Annotated in this window: 18 protein-coding genes and 1 riboswitch; of the genes, 1 reads left to right on the top strand and 17 read right to left on the bottom strand. The window is 37.8% G+C overall.

What is annotated here, in order from left to right; genetic code table 11:
* Window positions 1–103: 103 nt before the first annotated feature.
* The 6 genes from Q7O55_RS01040 to Q7O55_RS01015 form a co-directional block, all read right to left on the bottom strand.
* Entirely contained in the window at window positions 104–595 is a 492-nt protein-coding gene (locus Q7O55_RS01040; protein ID WP_155085952.1) for a QueT transporter family protein, read from the bottom strand.
* A gap of 470 nt (window positions 596–1,065) precedes the next feature.
* The gene (gene queC / locus Q7O55_RS01035; protein ID WP_303927731.1) at window positions 1,066–1,755 is read right to left on the bottom strand and encodes a 7-cyano-7-deazaguanine synthase QueC; all 690 of its coding nucleotides are present in this window, start codon (window positions 1,753–1,755) and stop codon (window positions 1,066–1,068) included.
* A gap of 68 nt (window positions 1,756–1,823) precedes the next feature.
* The gene (locus Q7O55_RS01030; RefSeq protein WP_004695049.1) at window positions 1,824–2,579 is read right to left on the bottom strand and encodes an exodeoxyribonuclease III; all 756 of its coding nucleotides are present in this window, start codon (window positions 2,577–2,579) and stop codon (window positions 1,824–1,826) included.
* A 137-nt stretch (window positions 2,580–2,716) separates the two neighbouring features.
* A complete protein-coding gene (locus tag Q7O55_RS01025; protein WP_008602417.1) occupies window positions 2,717–2,944 on the bottom strand; it encodes a hypothetical protein in 228 nt (75 codons plus the stop codon).
* Window positions 2,945–2,957: 13 nt separating this feature from the next.
* Window positions 2,958–3,776 (bottom strand): sulfurtransferase, encoded by an 819-nt coding sequence (locus Q7O55_RS01020; protein WP_227065185.1) that lies wholly within the window; start codon window positions 3,774–3,776, stop codon window positions 2,958–2,960.
* A 51-nt stretch (window positions 3,777–3,827) separates the two neighbouring features.
* Window positions 3,828–3,992 carry a hypothetical protein gene (locus Q7O55_RS01015; RefSeq protein ID WP_303927728.1) on the bottom strand — a complete coding sequence of 55 codons (165 nt, stop codon included), beginning with the start codon at window positions 3,990–3,992 and terminating at the stop codon, window positions 3,828–3,830.
* A gap of 314 nt (window positions 3,993–4,306) precedes the next feature.
* Between Q7O55_RS01015 and Q7O55_RS01010 the strand changes: the two genes are divergently transcribed.
* Complete coding sequence (locus Q7O55_RS01010; protein WP_004695044.1) at window positions 4,307–5,236, top strand: DUF3829 domain-containing protein; 930 nt, start codon at window positions 4,307–4,309, stop codon at window positions 5,234–5,236.
* A 67-nt stretch (window positions 5,237–5,303) separates the two neighbouring features.
* Here Q7O55_RS01010 and Q7O55_RS01005 read toward each other — a convergent pair whose 3' ends face one another.
* The 11 genes from Q7O55_RS01005 to Q7O55_RS00955 all read right to left on the bottom strand — a co-directional run.
* Window positions 5,304–6,857 carry an ABC transporter substrate-binding protein gene (locus Q7O55_RS01005; protein ID WP_303927727.1) on the bottom strand — a complete coding sequence of 518 codons (1,554 nt, stop codon included), beginning with the start codon at window positions 6,855–6,857 and terminating at the stop codon, window positions 5,304–5,306.
* 386 nt (window positions 6,858–7,243) lie between these two features.
* Entirely contained in the window at window positions 7,244–8,059 is an 816-nt protein-coding gene (locus Q7O55_RS01000) for an ABC transporter ATP-binding protein (RefSeq protein WP_038125689.1), read from the bottom strand.
* On the bottom strand, window positions 8,052–8,849 hold the full coding sequence (locus Q7O55_RS00995; RefSeq protein WP_303927725.1) for an ABC transporter ATP-binding protein: 798 nt from the start codon (window positions 8,847–8,849) through the stop codon (window positions 8,052–8,054). Before Q7O55_RS00995 ends, Q7O55_RS01000 begins: the two co-directional genes overlap by 8 nt.
* Before the next feature lie 12 nt (window positions 8,850–8,861).
* Complete coding sequence (locus Q7O55_RS00990; RefSeq protein ID WP_009661893.1) at window positions 8,862–10,430, bottom strand: ABC transporter substrate-binding protein; 1,569 nt, start codon at window positions 10,428–10,430, stop codon at window positions 8,862–8,864.
* Window positions 10,431–10,603: 173 nt separating this feature from the next.
* A complete protein-coding gene (gene nikC, locus Q7O55_RS00985) occupies window positions 10,604–11,425 on the bottom strand; it encodes a nickel transporter permease (protein ID WP_021148552.1) in 822 nt (273 codons plus the stop codon).
* Entirely contained in the window at window positions 11,425–12,363 is a 939-nt protein-coding gene (gene nikB / locus Q7O55_RS00980) for a nickel ABC transporter permease (RefSeq protein ID WP_004697516.1), read from the bottom strand. The genes nikC and nikB overlap by 1 nt, the downstream gene beginning before the upstream one ends.
* Before the next feature lie 144 nt (window positions 12,364–12,507).
* Window positions 12,508–12,695, bottom strand: a riboswitch (cobalamin riboswitch).
* Window positions 12,696–13,102: 407 nt separating this feature from the next.
* Complete coding sequence (gene potE, locus Q7O55_RS00975; protein ID WP_004697529.1) at window positions 13,103–14,434, bottom strand: putrescine-ornithine antiporter; 1,332 nt, start codon at window positions 14,432–14,434, stop codon at window positions 13,103–13,105.
* Between the two features lie 589 nt (window positions 14,435–15,023).
* Window positions 15,024–16,451 carry an argininosuccinate lyase gene (argH, locus tag Q7O55_RS00970; protein ID WP_077707646.1) on the bottom strand — a complete coding sequence of 476 codons (1,428 nt, stop codon included), beginning with the start codon at window positions 16,449–16,451 and terminating at the stop codon, window positions 15,024–15,026.
* Window positions 16,451–17,662, bottom strand: coding sequence for an argininosuccinate synthase (locus Q7O55_RS00965; RefSeq protein ID WP_303927724.1), 1,212 nt, complete (start codon window positions 17,660–17,662; stop codon window positions 16,451–16,453). Before Q7O55_RS00965 ends, argH begins: the two co-directional genes overlap by 1 nt.
* Before the next feature lie 211 nt (window positions 17,663–17,873).
* Entirely contained in the window at window positions 17,874–18,767 is an 894-nt protein-coding gene (locus tag Q7O55_RS00960; protein WP_303927722.1) for a hypothetical protein, read from the bottom strand.
* Window positions 18,749–21,381: hemagglutinin repeat-containing protein (locus Q7O55_RS00955; RefSeq protein WP_303927720.1), on the bottom strand; the 2,633-nt coding region annotated here is incomplete at its 5' end. The genes Q7O55_RS00955 and Q7O55_RS00960, both read right to left, overlap by 19 nt.

The raw sequence follows: 21,381 nt of genomic DNA, 5'->3' as shown, positions 1-21,381 counted from the left end.
GTAAGCTCAATGTGAGCTTACGCCTTTTTATTTACCTATATACACAATCGAAACATCTCTTGAGGCTCAATTATTTACTTAGTTTTGTCAATAAAACCACTTATTATTTAAAAGCACCTAACAAAGCAGCCACACTAGGACGACTAATTAAAGCTTTCACCAATACGGAACCAAGAATCGCTGGAATAGTCTGACCTACGATAAGATTCAACACTAATGGCCAGTACGGTAGACCAAGTAATGGGCTGAGCCACAATGGCACACATATTGCAGGCACAAAGACGATTGGAAGCATTACCCACCAAGCGCTGAGGCCAAGCTTGCGCATTCCTACGATGATGCCAGTTGTCAATACACCAACACCAAAGCCTCCCATCATATCGAGGATGCCAAGACCACCAAATAGGAAGTTAGAAATGAGGTTGCCAATCCCCATGGGAATTACCAAGAACGGAAAGGCATAAGCAAGTGCATATAATGATGTTGCTATACGAATTTGATACGCCCCGAAGGAAACGCTTTGCGTTACATACAATACAACGATGTACAATGCCACAACCATGGCAGAAATAGTCAATTTGCGTGTAGAAATCATAACACTCACCTCCTCAAAATAAAAAAAGCATGGCAAAACTACCATGCTTACAATGCTTATGAATTTCCGTAGTTTTGTTTAGAGACAGGATGGTTTCAAACTGTCTTATTTAGTTGTGCGCTTATAATATCATATATTTTCAATATTTACAAGTCACGGGTAGATTAAAGCGGCCTGTGACAGTAACTACTATCGGTGCAATGTTTACAAGGACGGGGTGTCAGAAAATACCTTTCCTCATCGCTCCACTGGCTATACGGTCATCGGCCTAGGGCCTCGACCTGCCAAAGTCGCTCTTTGAAAAGGTATTTTCTTCCACTTCGAATTTAGCAAATAAATCAACATTACAGTTATGTAGTGACTCAAAAGGCCACTTTAAAGCACTATACTTCTATGTATTATTTATCTACACTATAACACTATATTATCTTATAGCCTGCCCACAACTTGTCTAAGCCAGTTTATGGGAGTTATAGTGCTGGGTCTTCGACTCCGTTTGCGTGGAAGGCTTTTGCTCTGTCGATACAGGTACCGCAGTGTCCGCATGGTTTGTCTCCGCCTTCGTAGCAGGACCAGGTTAAGTGATATGGTACTCCGAGGCGTAGGCCTTCTTTTACGATGTCAGCTTTGTTTACGTTAATAAAGGGTGCTTCTAAAGAGCATTCTTTACCGGATCCTTCAAAGATGGCGTCGCCCATAGATTTGTAGAAGTGTTCTGTACAGTCAGGGTATGCATTACCCGCCGCATCATCACTGTGAGCACCGTAATAAATATAGCCGCAGTCTAGAGATAGTGCTAAGGATGCTGCCGCAGATAGGAATAGACCATTTCTAAACGGTACATAAGTACTCACCGTACCTTCCCCTTCTGCATCTTGTTGTTCTTTGTAGGAACCTTGCGGAATGTCTTCACTAGATTGTACTAACAAGGAGCAGTTACTGAAGGCAAATAGCTTGGTAACATCCATCGTTTTACCTTCCATACCATAATACTCTAAAATAGCTATAGCAGCCTCTAATTCTTTACTATGTTTTTGACCATATTGAATCGATAAGGGTACCACATTATCTTTGCCAAATCGTTCAATAGCAAGGGCTAAACACGTAGTACTATCTACACCTCCGCTAAATAGAACGACAGCTTTTTGTTTTTGAGCCATAGTATCTCCTTTTCTATCACAACAGCCTCATCCGTAGATGAGGCTGTACTTTTACATTCACTAAAATTTTATAGATCAATAACCAATTCTACTGGACAGTGATCGGAGCCAAAGATTTGTTGATGAATCTTCGCTTCTTGGATTTTATCATCAAGGCGTTTAGATGTGATGAAATAGTCAATTCTCCATCCTGTATTCCGTTCACGAGCTTTCCCCATATAGGACCACCAGCTGTATTGTTCAATAGCATCTGGATAAAGGTGACGGAATGTATCTGTAAAACCTGCCCCTAAGAGTTCTGTCATCTTTGCACGTTCTTCATCGGAGAAGCCTGCATTTTTACGGTTCGTCTTAGGATTTTTTAGGTCGATTTCTTGATGGGCTACATTGAGATCACCACATAGGATGACAGGCTTTTTCTTATCTAATTCAAGTAGATAATTACGGAATGCATCTTCCCAAGTCATACGATAATCAAGGCGAGCTAATTCACGTTGGCTATTCGGTGTATAACAGCATACCAAATAGAAATTATCGTATTCAGCAGTGATAACACGACCCTCTTGATCGTGTTCTTCAATACCGATGCCATTCGTTACGGACAATGGCTTAATACGCGTGAATACAGCCGTGCCACTATAGCCTTTCTTAACTGCACTATTCCAATATTGCTCATACCCTGGCAACTCCAAAGAAATTTGATCGGGTTGCAATTTTGTTTCTTGCAGGCAGAAAATATCTGCATCTAATTCATTAAAGGATTCCATGAATCCCTTTGTTACAGCGGCGCGGAGGCCGTTTACATTCCAAGAAATTAATTTCAATTCTTACTCCTTTATAATACTTCGCATCAATCTAATACTATTCACCGTATTTAACTTGGTGAAAGTCTCTTTCACATAGAATATACGTCAAGTTTTTGCTTAATGTAAGCTAATCTAAAGATTATATGTTAGCAATACTACTGCTTTTTATGTTTCTTAGCATGTCTTGCTTCTGCACGAGCCTTGCGGGCATTTTCATTTGCTTTAAGATCGCTTTCACGTTTCTCACGAAAATAGTTAGCCACCGCCGACAAGACAAGGATTACTAATACAGTTACATTAAACATACCAGGTCCAAAGGTATAGATATGATAACACAAATAACCAAAGGCAACGACTGTTAATAATTGTTTTAATAGATTCATTCGCCCTCCTAAGTTAGTTTAATGTTTCTACACCTGTACTAAGCGGGAAGCCTTCATACGTTACCCAGTCACTAGAACTACCAACATATAAAGCAGATTCAAGCCCTACTTCACTCATGGTTAACAACGCATTGCAGGCAGTCACACCAGACCCACAGTACGTTACAACTGGCCTATTTTGGTAAATTTCGTTGTAATACTCAGCCTCTAAATCTTTCAAGGATTTAGGACCATCTACGGTATAACCGCTTTCATAAAAGTGATTAACAGCGCCAGGGATATGGCCTGTCATGCCATCCATCGTATCTACTTGAGATCCATCATAGCGGAATGGCGCACGAGCATCAATGATAACATGATCTCCGCTTTCACTAGCCTTGAGTACCTCATCACGGCTCATAACCATATGCGTTTGCAACTCGTAGTTAAAGATAGATGGTTCAGCAGGTAATGGAGTAGGCTCTTTAGTTAGGAGATGGCCCTCTCGAACCCAACGTTCAACACCACCAGACAATACACGTACATCAGTTAAGCCCATGTAGCGCAACGTCCACCAAAGACGGCCCGCTAAAAATAGCCAAGAATCATATACTACAACCTTGGAGTTGCGAGTAATGCCATAAGACTCAAAGGTATGAGCCAATCGTTCCATATCTGGCAACGGATGACGACCACCATGCTCGCCCAAAGGACCTGTTAAATCCTTATCTAAATCTACCGCATAAGCCCCCTTAATATGGCCCTTTTTATAATCTTGATACCCTCGAGCATCTAAAATGATGACCTCATCAAAACAAGCTAATAATTCTTTAGGAGTGATAAAATTTGACATGTTGTACTCCTTTCTTTGATTATATCGAAAAATACAAATCTGATAATATTATTATATACGAGTACAACGGGATATACAATTAAATGCTACTGATATTAAAAACTCATCACAATTGCGTAACCCATCTTCAATGGCAGATAATACATTACGTCCTTCCCCATTAGCAATAAGTTCCAAAGATGTAGCAAAATTGATTAAATGATTCGATTCTGACATAACGAACTCCCCATATAATGAATACTATACTTGCTATTATACCAGCCGCAGCTGCAACGTCTAGAGAGTATATAGTTTTACTTTTAAAAGTATATTTTTATAACAGCTTACAGCCTCATTCATCGTTTAATCGCTAATTATAAATATAAATACATGTCCAAATCTAACATTTTCATCTATTCCTTATAATTATCGTATCTATACGTCTTTTTTGCCACGTAAAGTTGTGATATAATGTAAATAATTACTCTTAGGACATTAGTCTGTCCAAATGGATCCAAAAGAGTTAGTGTGTTTTCAAGGAGCGTGCGCAGTTGAAAAAGGGGTACATCAAGTTAATAGCAGCCATTGTGCTCGGTGCTGCTATTATCGGTGGTGGGATCTATGGGGTGTATACACTCTTATCATCCAATACAACGACAATTTTATATCGATCAACCGTTGACGATAAAATCAACGCCATACGACCTTATATTGTTGCATTAGATGCATATAACTCATACAGTGTAGCCTATGCTAGCCAATTACAGCCAACTCTTGAAGAGTTGCGCAATGGGTCTCATAATACGACGATTACCTTACCTAAATATAAGGAACTTAAAGCTGCATTAGAGGTAGCAAAACAAGATAGTTCTACGCCCTACGAAGATGTAAACCAAGCAACAAATGATGTCCTCGTAGTACTTGATCAAATTATTCCTATTGCTGATCAGTTGCAATCTTACTATGTGGAACGTCGTTATGAAAAGGATAATTATAAAGGTAGCGATGAGCTAGCAGCTCAATATGTACCTTTAGCAGAACAGTTCTACGCTACATATAATGCATTAGACTTAGCTTTAGATAATCGTAATAATGAGCTTTATAACGAACGCATGACTGAGTATCAGGGAGAAAAACGGGAAAATGCGGTTAACTTTATAGAGATAAATCTCATAACAGCACAAACTATTGACCTTATTGATCCAGATGGGAATACAGACACCCAAAAGGTAGAATCAAACTTACAACAAATTACACAACGCCTCAATAAATTACAACCTGGTACTACACCAGAAGTACAAAATGCGGTAAGAGAGTATCAAGACTCAGTAAAAGAATTTGTTGCAGAGGCACGCAACTACATTATTATCAACTCATCTTATGGCGAAGCTTATACGCAATTATTTACCAAGTATAATAAAATGATTGGCAAGGCCAATGCAGTTAACATGGCAGACTTAGATGTAACAGAAAAAAAATAATATTTAGATAACACAAAGGACTAGCCCATGCGAGCTAGTCCTTTTATTTTTATGTAAGCAACAAACTTTATTTCTTTTTCAAATCTTTTGTAATGATGTAATATTCAGAAGGTGTCATCTTAATGCCATCAATATGGTTATTACCTACAATATTAATTTTAGGATACCCAAGGAATAATGCTACAGCGTTATCTAACATCAGTTGTTGTGCATTGATAACCGCATTACGACGCACCACTGGATCGCTACTGCTTTCACCAAGATCCAACAATTCATCGAAACGAGGATTAGAGAAGCCAGACCCATTAGTTTCAACGCCTGTACCCCAATATTGTTTCAAGAACCATACTGGTTGACCCGTATTAGCGGTTACAACACTGGAGATAATCATATCATAATCACCAGATTGAGATAATGTGTCGATAACCGCATAATCTACGATTTTAATTCGTAAATCTACACCGATTTTTTTGTAGTCCGCTTGCAATGCTTCCGCATATAATGGCAATTCAGGACGAGTTGTGTAGGCATAAAAATCAAGTACGAGGTTTTCACCATCTTTATCGACAATGCCATCACCATTCGTATCTTCATAGCCTTCCCGTTTAAGTAATTCTTTAGCGCGCTCTACATTATATTTATTAGGATCGCGTAATTGGTTAAAGCCATAATCGATGGATGGTGGCAATGGAGCCTTACCAGCTACGAACGTATCTTTCATGAGATTTTTCGCATAAGACTCGCGGTCTGCCGCTGCAATGAGGGCTGCACGAAGATTTGGATTTCGTAGTTTCCCCTTTTGCCCCATACGAACAAATACGTCACGCAATGAAGACATTTCATAGATTGTGAAGTTCTTATCATTTTGGAAGATACTATATTCACCAGGTCCAATGCTAATAGCCATATCTACATCACCAGATTGTAATGCCATAGCACGCGTATTCGCATCATTAATGGAAGGAATCTCAACCTTGGCAAAGCCTGCTTTACCGTCCCAGTAATTATCATTACGTTTTAGTTCAGCACGCTCTTTTGTGAAAGAGGATACTACATATGGACCAGTACCAATAGGACCTTCCTTTGCAATATCACGACCATTCGACTCTGCTGTCACATCCATAATCAAAAACAATGGATCTCCTAACAAGTTGGGCAAGTTATAATATTCCTTGTCAGTCTTGATGGTCAACTCCTGACCGTTAGCAGTAATTTCTGTATAGTTAAAGAACGTTTTTGCTCGTTTACTTTTAGCAAAAGTTCGTTCTAAAGATGCTTTTACCGCCTCAGCTGTCAAACTATTACCATTTGAGAATTTAACTTTATCATTGATGGTGAAAGTCCATGTTAACTTGTCATCACCTTGCTTCCAAGAGGTGGCAAGCCAAGGCGTTGCTTTCATTTGATCATCAAACTTGATAAGCGTTTCACCTATACCAAATCGTACAACGGCCCAACTAAAATAATTTTCCGTTGGTTCTAATGTGCCAGCAAAACTAATAGCCCCTACCTTTAATACATCATTAGATGAAGCAGAATCTTGATTCATACAACCAACAGTCCCGAGCATAGTCACACCAAGGGTCATACCAATTAGTAAAGCCTTGCGTAATCCTTTCATTTATACACCTAACCTTTCTACACACATTAACTATCTATTTATACTCAGATATTCACTATTTTTTGCATTAACATAATCTAGTAAATATAACCTGCTTTTACAATAGTTAATATAAAGAGAATCTATGTACATCACTTCATATGAGCATATCTCGTTATACCCATAGGGGTATATTTTATACAGTCAACTATACTATATATTAGGTGTTAACACAATGTATAATTTGAGAAACATTTCAATATATCTATTAAAAAATTTCATATCTTAACTATGCATAAAAATAGCAGTTAGTCTTGAAACTAACTGCTATTTTAAGTTTACCTATCCGATGTAACTCTCTACGTTTCAAATTTATGCTTTTGAAATTTTGAAAATAAATTTTCCTATTAAGCTTCTAATGCAGCCTCATCCAAGGTAAGCGGCTTATGATCTTGACCAATTTCAAAGATAGAGCTCAATAAAACCTTTGTATATGGATGTTTTGCATCCGCCAAGTGGAAAGCATCTAGTTCTTCAACGATAGCACCTTTGTACATTACGACCACCTTGTGGCACATAGTACGAATAAAGGCAATATCATGAGCAATAAATAGGTATGTTAAATTTTTCTTTTTTTGTAAACGCGCCAAAAGGTACGCAATGGAGTCTTGTACAGATACATCTAGGGCACTAGTAGCCTCGTCTAACACGAGGATTTCGGGCTCTAAAACGATAGCACGAGCAATGGCAACACGTTGGCGTTGACCACCAGACATTTCATGAGGATAGCGATGCATAAACTCGCGAGGTAAATCTACCATTTCCAGGTAGTCACCTGCGATTTGCTCTTCTTTTCCCTTTTCAAGAAGACCAAAATTATAAAGTGGCTCAAGAATGATATCTTTAACCTTCATACGTGGGTTAAAAGCTGCAGATGGATCTTGGAATACCATTTGAATCTTTTTACGATATTCTTTCGTTTGTTCAGAATTCATATGTTGAATCTCTACACCATCTACATAAATCTCGCCTTCCGTAATAGGAAGCATTTTCATGATCATACGAACCAATGTTGTTTTCCCAGAGCCAGATTCCCCTACAATCCCAAGGGACTGACCTTTTTCGAGAGTTATATTAATATCCTTACATGCTTCAAGCTCACCACCAGTAGGAAGTGGGAATCGTTTACATACATTCTTAATTTCTACTGCGTAATTAGTCAATGTAACGACCTCCTCCCAATGTTGGCACAGCGTCTTTTAGTTGTTTCGTATATTCATTAGATGGATTTTCCAAAATGTCTTGTGGGGTTCCAGCATCTACAACACGGCCCTTTTTCATAACAATAATATAGTCAGACATATACGCTGCTACACCAAGGTTATGAGTTACCATGACTATTGCAGAATTATGCTCTTTAGCTAGTTCAAGCATTTGCATAACCACTTGAGATTGTGTTGTTACATCGAGTGCAGATGTCGGTTCGTCACCGATGAGTAATGCTGGGTCCAATGCTAACGCCATAGCAATACCAACACGTTGACGTTGACCACCAGATAATTCGTGTGGATAACGGCGCAATATATCCGCTCCATTAGGAAGAGATACAGATTCTAATAACTCAATTGCTCGTCGATCACATTCATCATTAGTGATTTCAATATGAGATGTAAACAATTCTCTAAATTGTTTACCAATGCGAACAATTGGATCTAATGCACTACCACTATCTTGGAAAATCATAGCCATATCTTTACCACGTATAGCTCTCCATTCTGACTTAGATAGGGTGCGAAGGTCTTGACCATTAAAGAGCATTGTACCATCTGTGACCTCACCACCTACAGGCAATAAACCCATGAGGGCCCGGATCACGGTAGTTTTACCGGATCCGGATTCCCCTACAATGGTCAATACCTTACCGCGTTCCAAGGTAAAGTTTACATCCATAACAGCAGGCACACCTTGGTACGCGATGCTAAGGTTCTCTACAGTTAGTATGTTTTCTGCCATTATAGCTCCTTACTATTTTGTAATTTTGTTAGTAATCCAGTAGTAATCACTTGGGTACATGACAGCACCTTTCAAGTAAGAACCAGTAATTATATTAGTTTTAGGATAACCTAAGAACAATGCAGCGCCATCATTCATCAATAATTGTTGAATTTGAATTGCATATTCACGACGTTTTACAGGGTCGAATTCAGTTTGAGCAGCATCTAACAATTGGTCAACTTGTGGATTGGAGTAACCAGAACCGTTTTGAGGGTTAGAACCATTATTATTAGTATGCCAGTAGTTAGCTAAGAACCAGATTGGATCACCTGTATTAGCAGTTACGATGTTGGAGATAAGCATATCATAATCGCCATCTTGACCCATTTTATCGATCAAGTTGTAGTCAACTGTTTTGATTTTCATATCGATACCAACTTTTTTAAGATCGGCTTGGACAGCTTCTGCATAAAGTGGTAATTCTGCACGAGAGTTATATACAACGAAGTTGAATGTTAATGGTTTGCCATCTTTATCAAGGATACCATCGCCATCAGTATCTTTCCAGCCATCTTCAGCTAACAATTGTTTAGAACGTTCAGGATTATACGCATTAGGATCTTTCAAGTCATTGAAGCCGTAGTCCATAGATGGTGGAATTGGAGCGGAACCAGGAATGAATGTACCCTTTAATAATACATCTGCATAGTTTTTACGGTCTGTTGCAGAGATTACAGCAGCACGAACCTTGTCGTCACCAAGAATACCTTTTTGATTGATACGTGCTAACACAACACGAAGAGATGCAATTTCATCTACTTTAAATTTGTCATTGCCTTGGAACAAGCCAATTTCACCAGGGCCGATATTAACAGCCATGTCTACATCACCGGATTGCAAGCTCATAGCACGCGTATTAGGATCGTCGATGGATGGGATTTCTACGGTTTTAAACGGTACTGCACCATCCCAGTAATTTTCATTCGCCGCCATTTCAGCACGTTCCTTAGTGAAAGATTTAACTACATATGGGCCTGTACCGATAGGACCTTCTTTAGCGAAGTTACGGCCATCTTTTTCAGATTGCACATCAACAATTAAGAATATTGGATCTGCCAAAAGACCTGGCATATTAGGATATTCTTTATCTGTTTTGATAATTAATTGTTGGCCATTTGCTTCAATAGAATCATAATTAAAGAACGTTTTTGCAATATTAGACTTTTCAAAAGAACGCTCAATAGAAGCTTTTACCGCTGCGGCATCAACTTTTTTACCGTTAGAGAATTTCACCTTATCATTAATTGTGAAAGTCCAAGTTTTCTTATCTGGAGACACTTCCCATTTAGATGCAATCCAAGGTTGAGGCTTCATGTGCTCATCAAACTTAGTCAATGTTTCACCTATACCATAACGCATGACAACCCAAGAGAAGAAATTTTCCGTAGGATCTAACGAAGAGGCAAAGTTAGTTACACCAACTTTTAAAACATCCTTATTAGCAGCACCATTGTTATCGGAACCACAACCAGCGATGAAGGAACCCATCATTACAATGCTGAGGCCTGCTAAGAGAGCCTTTTTCCAAGATTTTTTCATGTAAAATCTCCTTGTACAATTACATACAAAACATAAAAACATTTAAACATCAAGACTATGATAATCCAAAATAGTCAGTGATGGAAAAACCATTATTTATACCTATTCACATAGAAGCTTTTACAAGAGAAATTACCACCAAAAGCTTTCAAAACATGAATAGATATACTATATTATCCTTGGTTTTTAGGATCCACTACATCACGTAAGGAATCGGACCAAAGATTAAAAATAGCAACCACGATAAGGATGGACATACCAGGGAATGCCATGAGCCATGGACTCGTTTGCAAGTACTGGCGACCCTCGTTAAGCATAAGACCCCATTCTGGAGTCGGTGGCTGAGCACCAAAGCCAAGGAAGGATAAACCTGCTACCTCAATCATGATAGCCCCGATATCTAATGCACCTGTTGTAATAACGAGAGGCATAATATTAGGAATGATATGACGTCTGATGATGGCCGTCGTAGATGCGCCCATCATAACAGCAGCCGTTACATATTCCTCACCGCGCACCTTGAGCGTCATAGAACGTACAATACGAGCATATTTTGCCCAACCTACAACAGATAAGGCTAAAATCGTATTTACAATGCTACCACCTAGAATACCAGCAATAGCAATAGCCAATACGATACCAGGGAATGATAACATAATATCAGCTAGGCGCATGAGGACCATTTCGACTTTGCCGCCAAAATATCCTGCTATAGCACCGATGATAGTACCAATGCTCACCATGATAACGACGATGGATACGCCCATGAACAAGGATAATTGAGTACCATAAATGATACGAGATAATACATCACGTCCTAATTTATCTGTACCAAACCAATGTTGGCTGCTTGGTGCTTGCAATGCCTGATTTATATTTGAGGTGAAAGCATCGCCCGGTGCAAGCCAGGGTGCAAAGATAGCGATGAGAACAATGATAATCATCAACCCACTATAGAAAGAGAACAATTTATGTTTTTGAATAAATTCTGCCATTATGCTCTCTCCCTTTTCAATCTAGGGTCTAATAAGATATATGATGCATCAACCAATGCGTTAATACACATATATGCTAAAGCAACCCACAACACAAAACCTTCAATCAATGGATAATCGCGCATAGTAATAGCATAAATTGCCATATTCCCAAGTCCCGGCCAAGAGAATACCATTTCTACGACTGCCACACCACCTAGTAACCAACCAATAACAACACCAAGAATAGTGATGAGTGGTAACACCGCATTAGGTAAAATATGACCGAATAAAATTTTTATCTCACTAACACCGCGAGCACGAGCGCCAATAACATAATCCTTTTGCATTTCCTCAAGGATAACGAGCCGCACTTGACGCATGTATTTAGACCCAACAACAACTGCCAAAGTAATAGCGGGCAAAATAACACCAGACGCAGTCACTCGAGAGGATGCAATCGGTACAAGGCCCAATTTAAGACCGAAGATGTAAATCAGTACAAGACCTAACCAGAACGTAGGCATAGATACGCCTACGAAGGATAGAAATCTCAACACATAATCAACCCATTTGTTACGATTTAAGGCGCTTATAATACCTGCAGGCAATGCATAGAGCAGCGTAAATACTAAAGCCGTACCCGCTAACATTAATGTACCTGGTAAAGCCTCCAACATACGATCTACTACTGGTTTTTTAGCAGAATAACTCATCCCTAAATCACCTTGTGCGGCATTGACGACCCAGTTTGCATACTGTACTACAAATGGTTTATCTAACCCAAGCTGAGCTCGAGTTTCATCGATAAGCTCCTGAGATACGATAGTATCTGCCGTTTCAAGTAACATCGTTACTGGGTCACCTGGTGCTAAATAGGTGAGACAAAATGTCAAAAATGTGATGCCAAACAAGGTAACAATAAATTGCCCCAATTGTTTGACAAAGCGTTTGCCCATAGGCGCCTCCTAAACTCTCTAAACACTAACAACAATTCAAATGACAAACTAATGGTACTAGCTTTTTTATATAGCGATGAAGCTTAAAGGCTAGGGAACGAAAAAAGGTTAGTCGCCCGACTAACCCAAATTAAGCACAGCATATGTATACCATGCCTTTAGAGCAGGCTTTCTGACTCTGATTCATCGCAACATTTCGGCCTTCCCAGTTTCCCAGTGACCCTATAATGAAACCTTGCTCCTCATTACAGCTATTTGCATAGTATGGGTTTTTCACCCATTTTCCTCTTTTACGCTCGGTAAATACCGACACTCACTAGTTCATTCATTTTTATCGATTATAAATATACTATATTAACACTCTATTTACAATACATATACCCCTTATGGGTATATATATTTCACGTATTTTCAATATAATTTTTATACTGATAAAAAATATTGATTAGTGATTAAATTCACAATCCTGCATAAAACCATATAAATTAACTTATATAAATAATTTTTTATTATATTTACTGTATAAGACGGTATATATATTAATTTTAATAATAACAAAGCAACGTAAAAACTTTATTATAAAATCTTTTTATGCACAGCAAAAATTTGATTAATAATAAAAATGCTCTTTAAGTTTTTTCAAATTAGACACTCATGAATTATAAGTCTAATTTATAATTATCATAAAAAAGAGGCTATTACCGAAGTAATAGCCTCTAATAAGACGAGATGTATTCAGTTAATCAATACTTTGTTGTAAGCGGTGTGCTCTGCGTGTATCCCACGCTTTACGCAAAACATAAATCACCAAACCTATGCTTACTGCCACTGCGCTACCTACCATAGCATCAAAACCACATGCGTAGATTGCATATAGACAATAAAGAACGCCTATACCGAACAAGTAATTAGAGCGTTTAATACGACTTTCAGCTACGCCAGCCATACGCATCATTGTAGGTACTGCCAAAATGCACAATACATACGGTACTACGTTAGTTACAACCGCTAAGTTTACTAAGATTTCAAATTGCTCACGCAAGGATTCGCTTGCAGTGAATAAAGTAAGTAATGTTTCAACAGCGAGTAAAATCAATACACCACGAACAGGAGCATCTTTGCTATTTACACGAGCGAATATTTTAGGGAAGTAACCATGTTCTGCTGCACTTTTGAAGACGCGAGACAATGTGAATTGCCAGCAAAGCAAAGCGCCAAAGCAAGAAATAACCATAGCAGCCATAACGATGTTTGCAATTGTATCATTGAACATGTATACGAATGTCAAACCGAATGGTGCATTAGAATTTAATAAATCAACGTTAGGCACAATACCTGCCATAACGTTTGTGGACAAGATATAAACCACGGCCACTGCTAATGTACCCGCCACAGTTGCGATAGGTACGTTTTTCTTTGGATTCTCAACAGCATCAGCATTAGCCGCTGCGGACTCAAATCCTAGGAAGCCCCATAAAGTTAGGGAAATAGATTGTTTTACCGCATCATAAAGCGGAAGATCATTTGGGTTCCATGCCGCCCAATAAATAGATGGATCAAACCAATACCAGCCGATTGTACCGATTAATAAAACCGGAACAATAGAGCCCCAAATAGTCATATTGCTGAGTCGACCTGTGAAACGATTCCCTCTGAAGTTTAGAATCGCTGCAAACCACAAGAGCACAATTGTTACCTGACTTGTTTGTGTCGCATTGAGGTCAACGCCAAAGAAAGCTGCGCCATAACCTACGGCAGATACCGCAATGGCGATATTAGCAATGATGAGAGATATGCTGTAAGCATAGCTCGCCATAAAATGTCCAGTTTTACCGAAGCGATGTTCTGCATAACCGCCCATGCCCCCTTGTTTTTGGGAGAACATACCCGCTTGAGCAAAAATATACGCTAGTAAAAGCGCACCCACAGCTGTCACGAGCCAAGATAAAACTGAAATAGTACCAACTTGAGCCAAATTAGTTGGTAACATAATGATCCCAGCTCCTAGCATATTGGCTGCTACCATTGTGGTTAGCTGGAATACAGACATTTTTTTAGCGGTGGTTTTCATGTATCAATCCCCTTTCACTAAGGTGAATTTTTTCTCGTCCATAATTCACTTAAAATATATATACCGCTAAGTAAATCCAGTTCGTGCTGTGATGGGCTTGAATGTGAATTTACCGTTTTTATTCTTATTACGAGTTAAATAATAACACCTATGAAACCAAAATAAAAGTACTTTATTGGCGGACAAGCTATATTACACGAATTGAATAAATCATAGGTAATTTATCATCAAAATTGAACAGAACTCATTTTAATTGTGGCAAAGTATATTTTTACCCTATTTTATTCTGTGTATAGATGTAATTTTTCCTATCTATCACGGTTATAGTGTCCTAGTACAAGACTATTATTTCCTCACAGTCCACTATATGTGTACACACAAATGCATCATTTTAATAGTGAATTATCAATTAGAATTTTGGGATTTATAGGTATCGTCTAGCTTTTAAATAAAAAATCGATATACATATAAGTATAATGGGCAATATTAGACCCTTAATGAAATCCTTATATGTATATCGATCTTATTTTTCCAGATTTTATTGATAACTATTCTTTATTTTTATCTACTGCTTATTCCGCACTAAGCTCTACTCTTGTACAGATTCAACGATTGCTTTCCATTCAGCAATTTGCTTTTCCTCAGCAGCGATAATAATTTTACCATTATTACGCTGTCGTTCCACACATTCTGGAGCCGTACCAGAATAGTTATTACGACCTGCAACACAAGCTTCGATGGAGATAGCGTCAAGAATATCTGCATCAAAATGGTTGGAAATAGCTTTGAAGTCCTCTACGGATAGATCAAGGAGTACACAACCTTTTTCGATGCAATGATGCACCGCATTACCTACGATTTCATGGGCTTCACGGAATGGGACACCTTTCTTCGCAAGATAATCTGCCATATCCGTAGCATTAGAGAAGTCGTCAGCAAGAGCTGCTTTCATATGAGCCCCATTGACCTTCATGCCACGAATCATAGCCGCATTAATGGACAATGCGAAGTGTACTGTATCATTAGCATCGAAGATACCTTCTTTATCCTCTTGCATATCCTTGTTGTATGTAAGAGGCAAGCCTTTCAAAGTTGTTAAAAGGCCTAACAAATGACCATAGGTACGGCCTGTTTTGCCACGAACCAGCTCGCAAACGTCAGGATTTTTCTTTTGAGGCATAATACTAGAGCCCGTGCAGTGAGCATCATCAAGTTCAATAAAATTGAACTCATTGGTAGACCACAAGATCAACTCTTCGCTAAGACGACTCAAGTGCATCATCACTAGAGATGCAAAGGACAAGAATTCAACTACGTAGTCACGGTCAGATACGGCGTCCATACTATTTTCGTAAATACGAGAAAAGCCCAAAAGCTTTTGCGTATATGTTTGATCAATGCCGTATGTAGAACCAGCTAATGCGCCGGCCCCAAGTGGCATGATGTCAGCATGTTTGAATACCATCAACAAACGATCAAAATCGCGTTCCAACATAGAAAAATAGGCCATCATATGATGCCCAAACAATACAGGTTGAGCCCGTTGTAAGTGCGTATAGCCAGGCATGATAACGTCACTATATTTTTCAGCTGTTTCAATGAGAGCTTTCTGCATATCTACAATGAGCTCGCCCATTTCCACAACAGCTTTACGCACATACATGTGCAAGTCTACTGCGCATTGGTCATTACGGCTACGACCTGTATGCAAACGACCACCCGCTTCACCGATATCATCAGTAAGGCGTTTTTCAATATTCATATGAATATCTTCAAGAGCCACGGAGAACGGGAACTCTCCTTTATCAATCTGATCTTTAATCTTCGTTAACCCTGCTAAAATAGCATCTCGATCTGCGTCGGAGATAATATGTTGTTTTGCCAGCATAGTCGCATGTGCCTTGCTGCCTGCAATATCTTCGGCGTACATCCGCGCATCAAAAGCGATAGAGGATGTAAAATCCTCTACCGCTTTATCAGTGCCTTTTGTGAAACGCCCGCCCCACAATTTAGCCATTATTTACCTGCTTTCTCTTTCATCAATGCATTAATTTTGAGAGGTAAACCGAACAAGTTAATGAAACCTTCTGCATCAGATTGATCGTATACGTCATCTTCTTCAAATGTTACGAAATCTTCGCTGTACAAAGAATATGGAGAAGTACTACCTGCAGAAATGATATTTCCTTTGTACAATTTAAGTTTTACTTCACCTGTTACAGTTTTTTGAGTTTCGTCAACAAACGCTTGTAACGCGTTCATCAATGGTGCAAACCACATGCCATCATATACGAGTTCAGCGTATTTGTTAGCAATGAGTTCTTTGTAGTGGTATGTAGCTCTGTCGAGGCAAAGGTATTCAAGTTCTCTATGAGCATACATGATGATGGAGCCACCTGGGTTTTCATAAACACCACGGGATTTCATACCTACCAATCTATTTTCGACGATATCTACAACGCCTACACCATAGTGTGCACCGATTTCGTTGAGTTTTTCTAATATTTGTAATGGAGTACCTTCTTGACCATCTACAGCTACAGGTACGCCTTCTTTGAAGGATACAGTTACATAACCAGCTTCATCTGGAGCTTGTTCAGGAGTATGTGTTACCAAGTACACATCATCTTTAGGCGCATTTGCTGGATTTTCAAGATCGCCGCCTTCATGGGACAAATGCCATACGTTTTGGTCCATAGAGTACGGATGTTTTTTTGTAGCTACAACTGGAATATCATGTTTAGCAGCATATTCCATGCAGTCTGTACGGGATTTCAAATCCCACTCTCTCCAAGGAGCGATGATTTTCATGTTAGGAGCTAATGCTTTGATAGTCAACTCAAAACGAACTTGGTCATTACCTTTACCAGTCGCACCGTGAGCGATTGCATCAGCCCCTTCTTTTTTAGCAATATCTACAAGGATTTTACCAATTAAAGGTCTAGCGAAGGATGTACCTAATAAATATTTACCTTCGTAGATTGCACCAGCTTTTACAGTAGGCCAAATATAATCTTTTACAAACTCTTCCTTAGCATCAACGATATACGCTTTAGAAGCACCAGATTTAATCGCTTTTTTCTCAACTGCATCATAATCCTCAGGTTGGCCCAAGTCTACACACACAGCAATAACTTCAGCGCCATAATTTTCTTTCAACCAAGGAATGATAACAGAAGTATCTAAACCACCAGAATACGCGAGTACTACTTTATTTGCTTTACCCATGATAACACCTCACAAACCACTATCTATTTAGACTCATATAATCAATACAATATCAGATAATTGTGAAAGCACCGTGGTATTTTCTATTCCGACAGGCATTTTCTCCTTCTGACAAAAAATAGTATACACCTGTATAATTATAAATGCAATCATTATTTTTATTCAATTTAATAATATATTTCGGAATGTAACCATTTTTCAAGGTATTATGTTATTCGTTTAAATAATCAACAATAGGTACATTATTTAATTTCTCTATATCAAGAGCTTTACGAGTTCGAATCATTTTATCTATCAATACACTAAATATTTCTTGATCCATACGGTTGAAATCAGAAAAATTATTTAAAAACAGAATGTTGACAGTATGATTATCTAATAAATCTTTATCTTTTACTCTTTCTTTTTCTAATACATCTAATAAATAATTCTCAAATTCATCACTTTTATGTACTTTAGAAAAGTTAGATATTAATAGTTTAGAGGTATACAATTTATATACCTGATTAGTTTCTAAATCAATTTTTCCAATAGTTCCAAAATCAACAAAATATAGTGCTTTGTTTTGAATACTAAATTCTCTATAATGACCTATTAACGCACCATTATCTAACTTAAGAATTTTATGTTGTAACGCGGAAAGATAAAATGGATACTTAACAACATAACAATCTGGAAATTTATCTTGCGATTTAATTTCATTATTCAAAATTTTTGACCATATATCCTGTTCACTACTATCAAGCTGCTCAATTGATGAATACACCCGGTTTAAAGTTAACTTTACATCAGTTGGTATCGTATTTTCATTAGTATATCTAACAATATTATTTTCATATGTTTGTTCATTATAAATACCATAACCATAAGAGGTGATATAAAAAACTTTATTTGCAATTTCATATATCCCATATACATCTCTGGCTATAACACCCTCTGATTTAGAGCTATTTAACACGTTTTCTTCAATATCATAATAAATCTCTGGAGTATTAAACCGGTTATCTGAAAAAAGATAGTTAACTATCAAAATAAAAAATACTAAACAAAGACTACTTATGACAAATAATATTTTTATGTATTTCATTATCCATTTTTTACCCATACAATATAATTTACATTTTTTTCTTTTTTAGCATCATATATAGTTATTAGTCTACCTCCTGAGTTTAATTGCTCGTTAATTATATTAACCAAACTATTCTTACTTGGAATCTCAGAACCATTTTTCTCTACTGCGCTCTTAATAAGAGCAATACTAGGAGCCTTTCTGACTATACGATCTCCGATAATTCGTATTTCATCTCTTTTCTCCATTTCTTCTAACCTAAGCATTTCAACCGGCACAGCCTCTAGCTTAAATTTAATCATCCATTCATAAGGTTCCAAATGCCCTAGTTCCATTCCCCTAGCCCCTATATTATTTAATATATCTGAAGGTGATGTACCTTTATGATACTCATAATTTGAATTGTCAACTAATAATGAATTTGTGTAAATCTTCTTTCTTGAATCTATTTCAGCCTCTGAATTAAACTCATGCCGTCCTGCACTTACAAACGGGAACAAATCTAATAATTTCTCACCTGTAGAACTTCTATTATATGAAATATTAGTTTTTATGTTGATAGCTTTACCAGCCGTACCATTATTAACAGCAAATTCAATTGTATCTTTGATAGCTTTCTGCATTTCAATCCCCTGCATTATTACACTACCTAATTGAGAGTTCGCAACAAATTCATATTTACGAGGAGATAATAACTTAAATCCCTTATCTTTATAGTTTAACTGATTAATATAATCTGAATTTAAATTCATCATTAAAAAGGCACCATTTTCTTTAAAAGGATTAGTCTTATTCGCCGCCTCTGCCAACGACCTAAAAAAGTCTGGTGATACATCACGAAAATCAACCCCAACTCCTACTGGACCTAATTCTTTTACCAAATTCAAACTATTAGAAACTTCTTCATAACTCACATCAGAATTTACCCTGTAAGCACTGGCTTCAGCATCTTTTTCATATAAAAACGTCTCATTAGAACGCTCAACTTGACTAACAGATACCTCATTCCATTTTGTTCCATAACTCGCTAAAGCTGCACCTAAATTAGAATCAGAATCTGTAGAGAAGTTTACTAAAGCACCCAATCCAGCACTTAACCACTGTGCTAAATCAGAATTATCTTTAGCTAACTTTCTTATTTCATCAATTAACATTTCATTAGTCATAGTAGCTTTAAAACCGCTACCTGGTGTATTACCAGCTATACGTGCAGCTAATTCACCTATGATTCCATGTGCAATAGATTTAGCGGCTTTGCCATCCTTAGTTGTTGGTTGCCAGTTATGTAGTTGTTCAAATGCATTTTTAGAGAATAGACGTGCTAATTCTTGGCGCTCTTCAATTTTCTTTTTATCGAAAATCTTATCTAGTTGATGTAATGTATTTTCTGTGTTTGTGTTAATGGTTTTAGTATCAATTTCTTTACCATCTACAGTTAGTATACCATCAGAAATAGCAGATTGAGTAGTAGAGCTTGCTTTACCTTTAGAGCCTACGCCTAAGTTTGGAACTAGACCAATATTATTATAAATCTTATCATAGCCTTTTTTATCGTTAGTCTTCATCTCTTCGAGTTTCTTTTTACTGCCATAGTAGTTATAGCCAATACCGTTGTTGCTATATGTATATTCGGCTTCGTTCTTGATATCTTTCATCTCTAGAGATTTTGTAGTCAGTTTATTCTTAGTTTTTGGAGCGTTACTTTTAATTAGAGCACCTTCTAATGTAGTGCTATTACCTACATTAATGTCATAGCCGTCTTCTCCAGCATAAATGCCAGCTTGTTCTGTTACGCTTTTCCATTTGCTATCAATTCGTCCTACGCTAGCATTTATACTGCCAGTTGGATCTTTGAAATTAGGTTTCGAGGATACAGAGAATCCAGCGGACTTACTATGTTCTTTAAAGTTATCTACATCTTGCAAACTTTGAATATGTAAATCACGACCTGTATCTACTTCTACCTTTTTACCAGATACAGTAGAGCCAATAATATTCGTATCTCGTTTAGCCTTAAGTTGCGCTAATTCAGCAGCTTTAATTTTTGTTGGTACATAACTTTCTTGATGAGTATCTCCATTTTGGCGTGCCATATAACCACTTGCATTAATATCAAGGAGTCCACCACCAGTTAAACTAATACTCGCACCTGCACTCCAGCCAGAACTCTTATAATCATTTTTAACATCTACTGTATTCTTACCAGCCTCTATATTAATATCGCTAGCGCTAGCCAGACTAATAGATTCAGCAGATACGCTTTCACCAGTAAGAGTAATACCATTTTTCTTAGCATCACGAGCCGTTAGATGAACATCACCGTCACTAATAATAGTACCACCTTTATAAGTTGCAGTATCTACTGTTTGACCTTGTTTCTGTGATGTACTACCAATTGATACAGATAAATTAACAGCATCATCAATATTTTTAGGACCTCGTTTAGCTTTACCATTTACTTTTTCAACTTTACCAGTCACTGCATCTCGTATTTTAGCTCCATGTAAAGCACTATCTACAGCTTCATATCCGTCTTGTAACTGTTTACGAGCTTCATTAAGTTCAAGTGCTGTCAAACGTTTATCATCACGGCCTCCAGCTTGTTTAATAGTTCGCGTTGCATTCGTTACACTATCAGCTAATGCACCAC

Source organism: Veillonella parvula, assembly GCF_945949885.1.
Lineage (GTDB): Bacteria > Bacillota > Negativicutes > Veillonellales > Veillonellaceae > Veillonella > Veillonella parvula_B.
The sequence above is the reverse complement of the archived record's forward strand: the minus strand, read 5'-3'. Positions and strand labels throughout refer to the sequence as shown.

Coding starts and splice junctions, on each gene's coding strand:
- Q7O55_RS01040 (WP_155085952.1), bottom strand. CDS start 595: ATGATTTCTACACGCAAATTGACTATTTCTGCCATGGTTGTGGCATTG.
- queC (WP_303927731.1), bottom strand. CDS start 1,755: ATGGCTCAAAAACAAAAAGCTGTCGTTCTATTTAGCGGAGGTGTAGAT.
- Q7O55_RS01025 (WP_008602417.1), bottom strand. CDS start 2,944: ATGAATCTATTAAAACAATTATTAACAGTCGTTGCCTTTGGTTATTTG.
- Q7O55_RS01020 (WP_227065185.1), bottom strand. CDS start 3,776: ATGTCAAATTTTATCACTCCTAAAGAATTATTAGCTTGTTTTGATGAG.
- Q7O55_RS01015 (WP_303927728.1), bottom strand. CDS start 3,992: ATGTCAGAATCGAATCATTTAATCAATTTTGCTACATCTTTGGAACTT.
- Q7O55_RS01005 (WP_303927727.1), bottom strand. CDS start 6,857: ATGAAAGGATTACGCAAGGCTTTACTAATTGGTATGACCCTTGGTGTG.
- Q7O55_RS00995 (WP_303927725.1), bottom strand. CDS start 8,849: ATGGCAGAAAACATACTAACTGTAGAGAACCTTAGCATCGCGTACCAA.
- Q7O55_RS00990 (WP_009661893.1), bottom strand. CDS start 10,430: ATGAAAAAATCTTGGAAAAAGGCTCTCTTAGCAGGCCTCAGCATTGTA.
- nikC (WP_021148552.1), bottom strand. CDS start 11,425: ATGGCAGAATTTATTCAAAAACATAAATTGTTCTCTTTCTATAGTGGG.
- nikB (WP_004697516.1), bottom strand. CDS start 12,363: ATGGGCAAACGCTTTGTCAAACAATTGGGGCAATTTATTGTTACCTTG.
- potE (WP_004697529.1), bottom strand. CDS start 14,434: ATGAAAACCACCGCTAAAAAAATGTCTGTATTCCAGCTAACCACAATG.
- argH (WP_077707646.1), bottom strand. CDS start 16,451: ATGGCTAAATTGTGGGGCGGGCGTTTCACAAAAGGCACTGATAAAGCG.
- Q7O55_RS00965 (WP_303927724.1), bottom strand. CDS start 17,662: ATGGGTAAAGCAAATAAAGTAGTACTCGCGTATTCTGGTGGTTTAGAT.
- Q7O55_RS00960 (WP_303927722.1), bottom strand. CDS start 18,767: ATGGGTAAAAAATGGATAATGAAATACATAAAAATATTATTTGTCATA.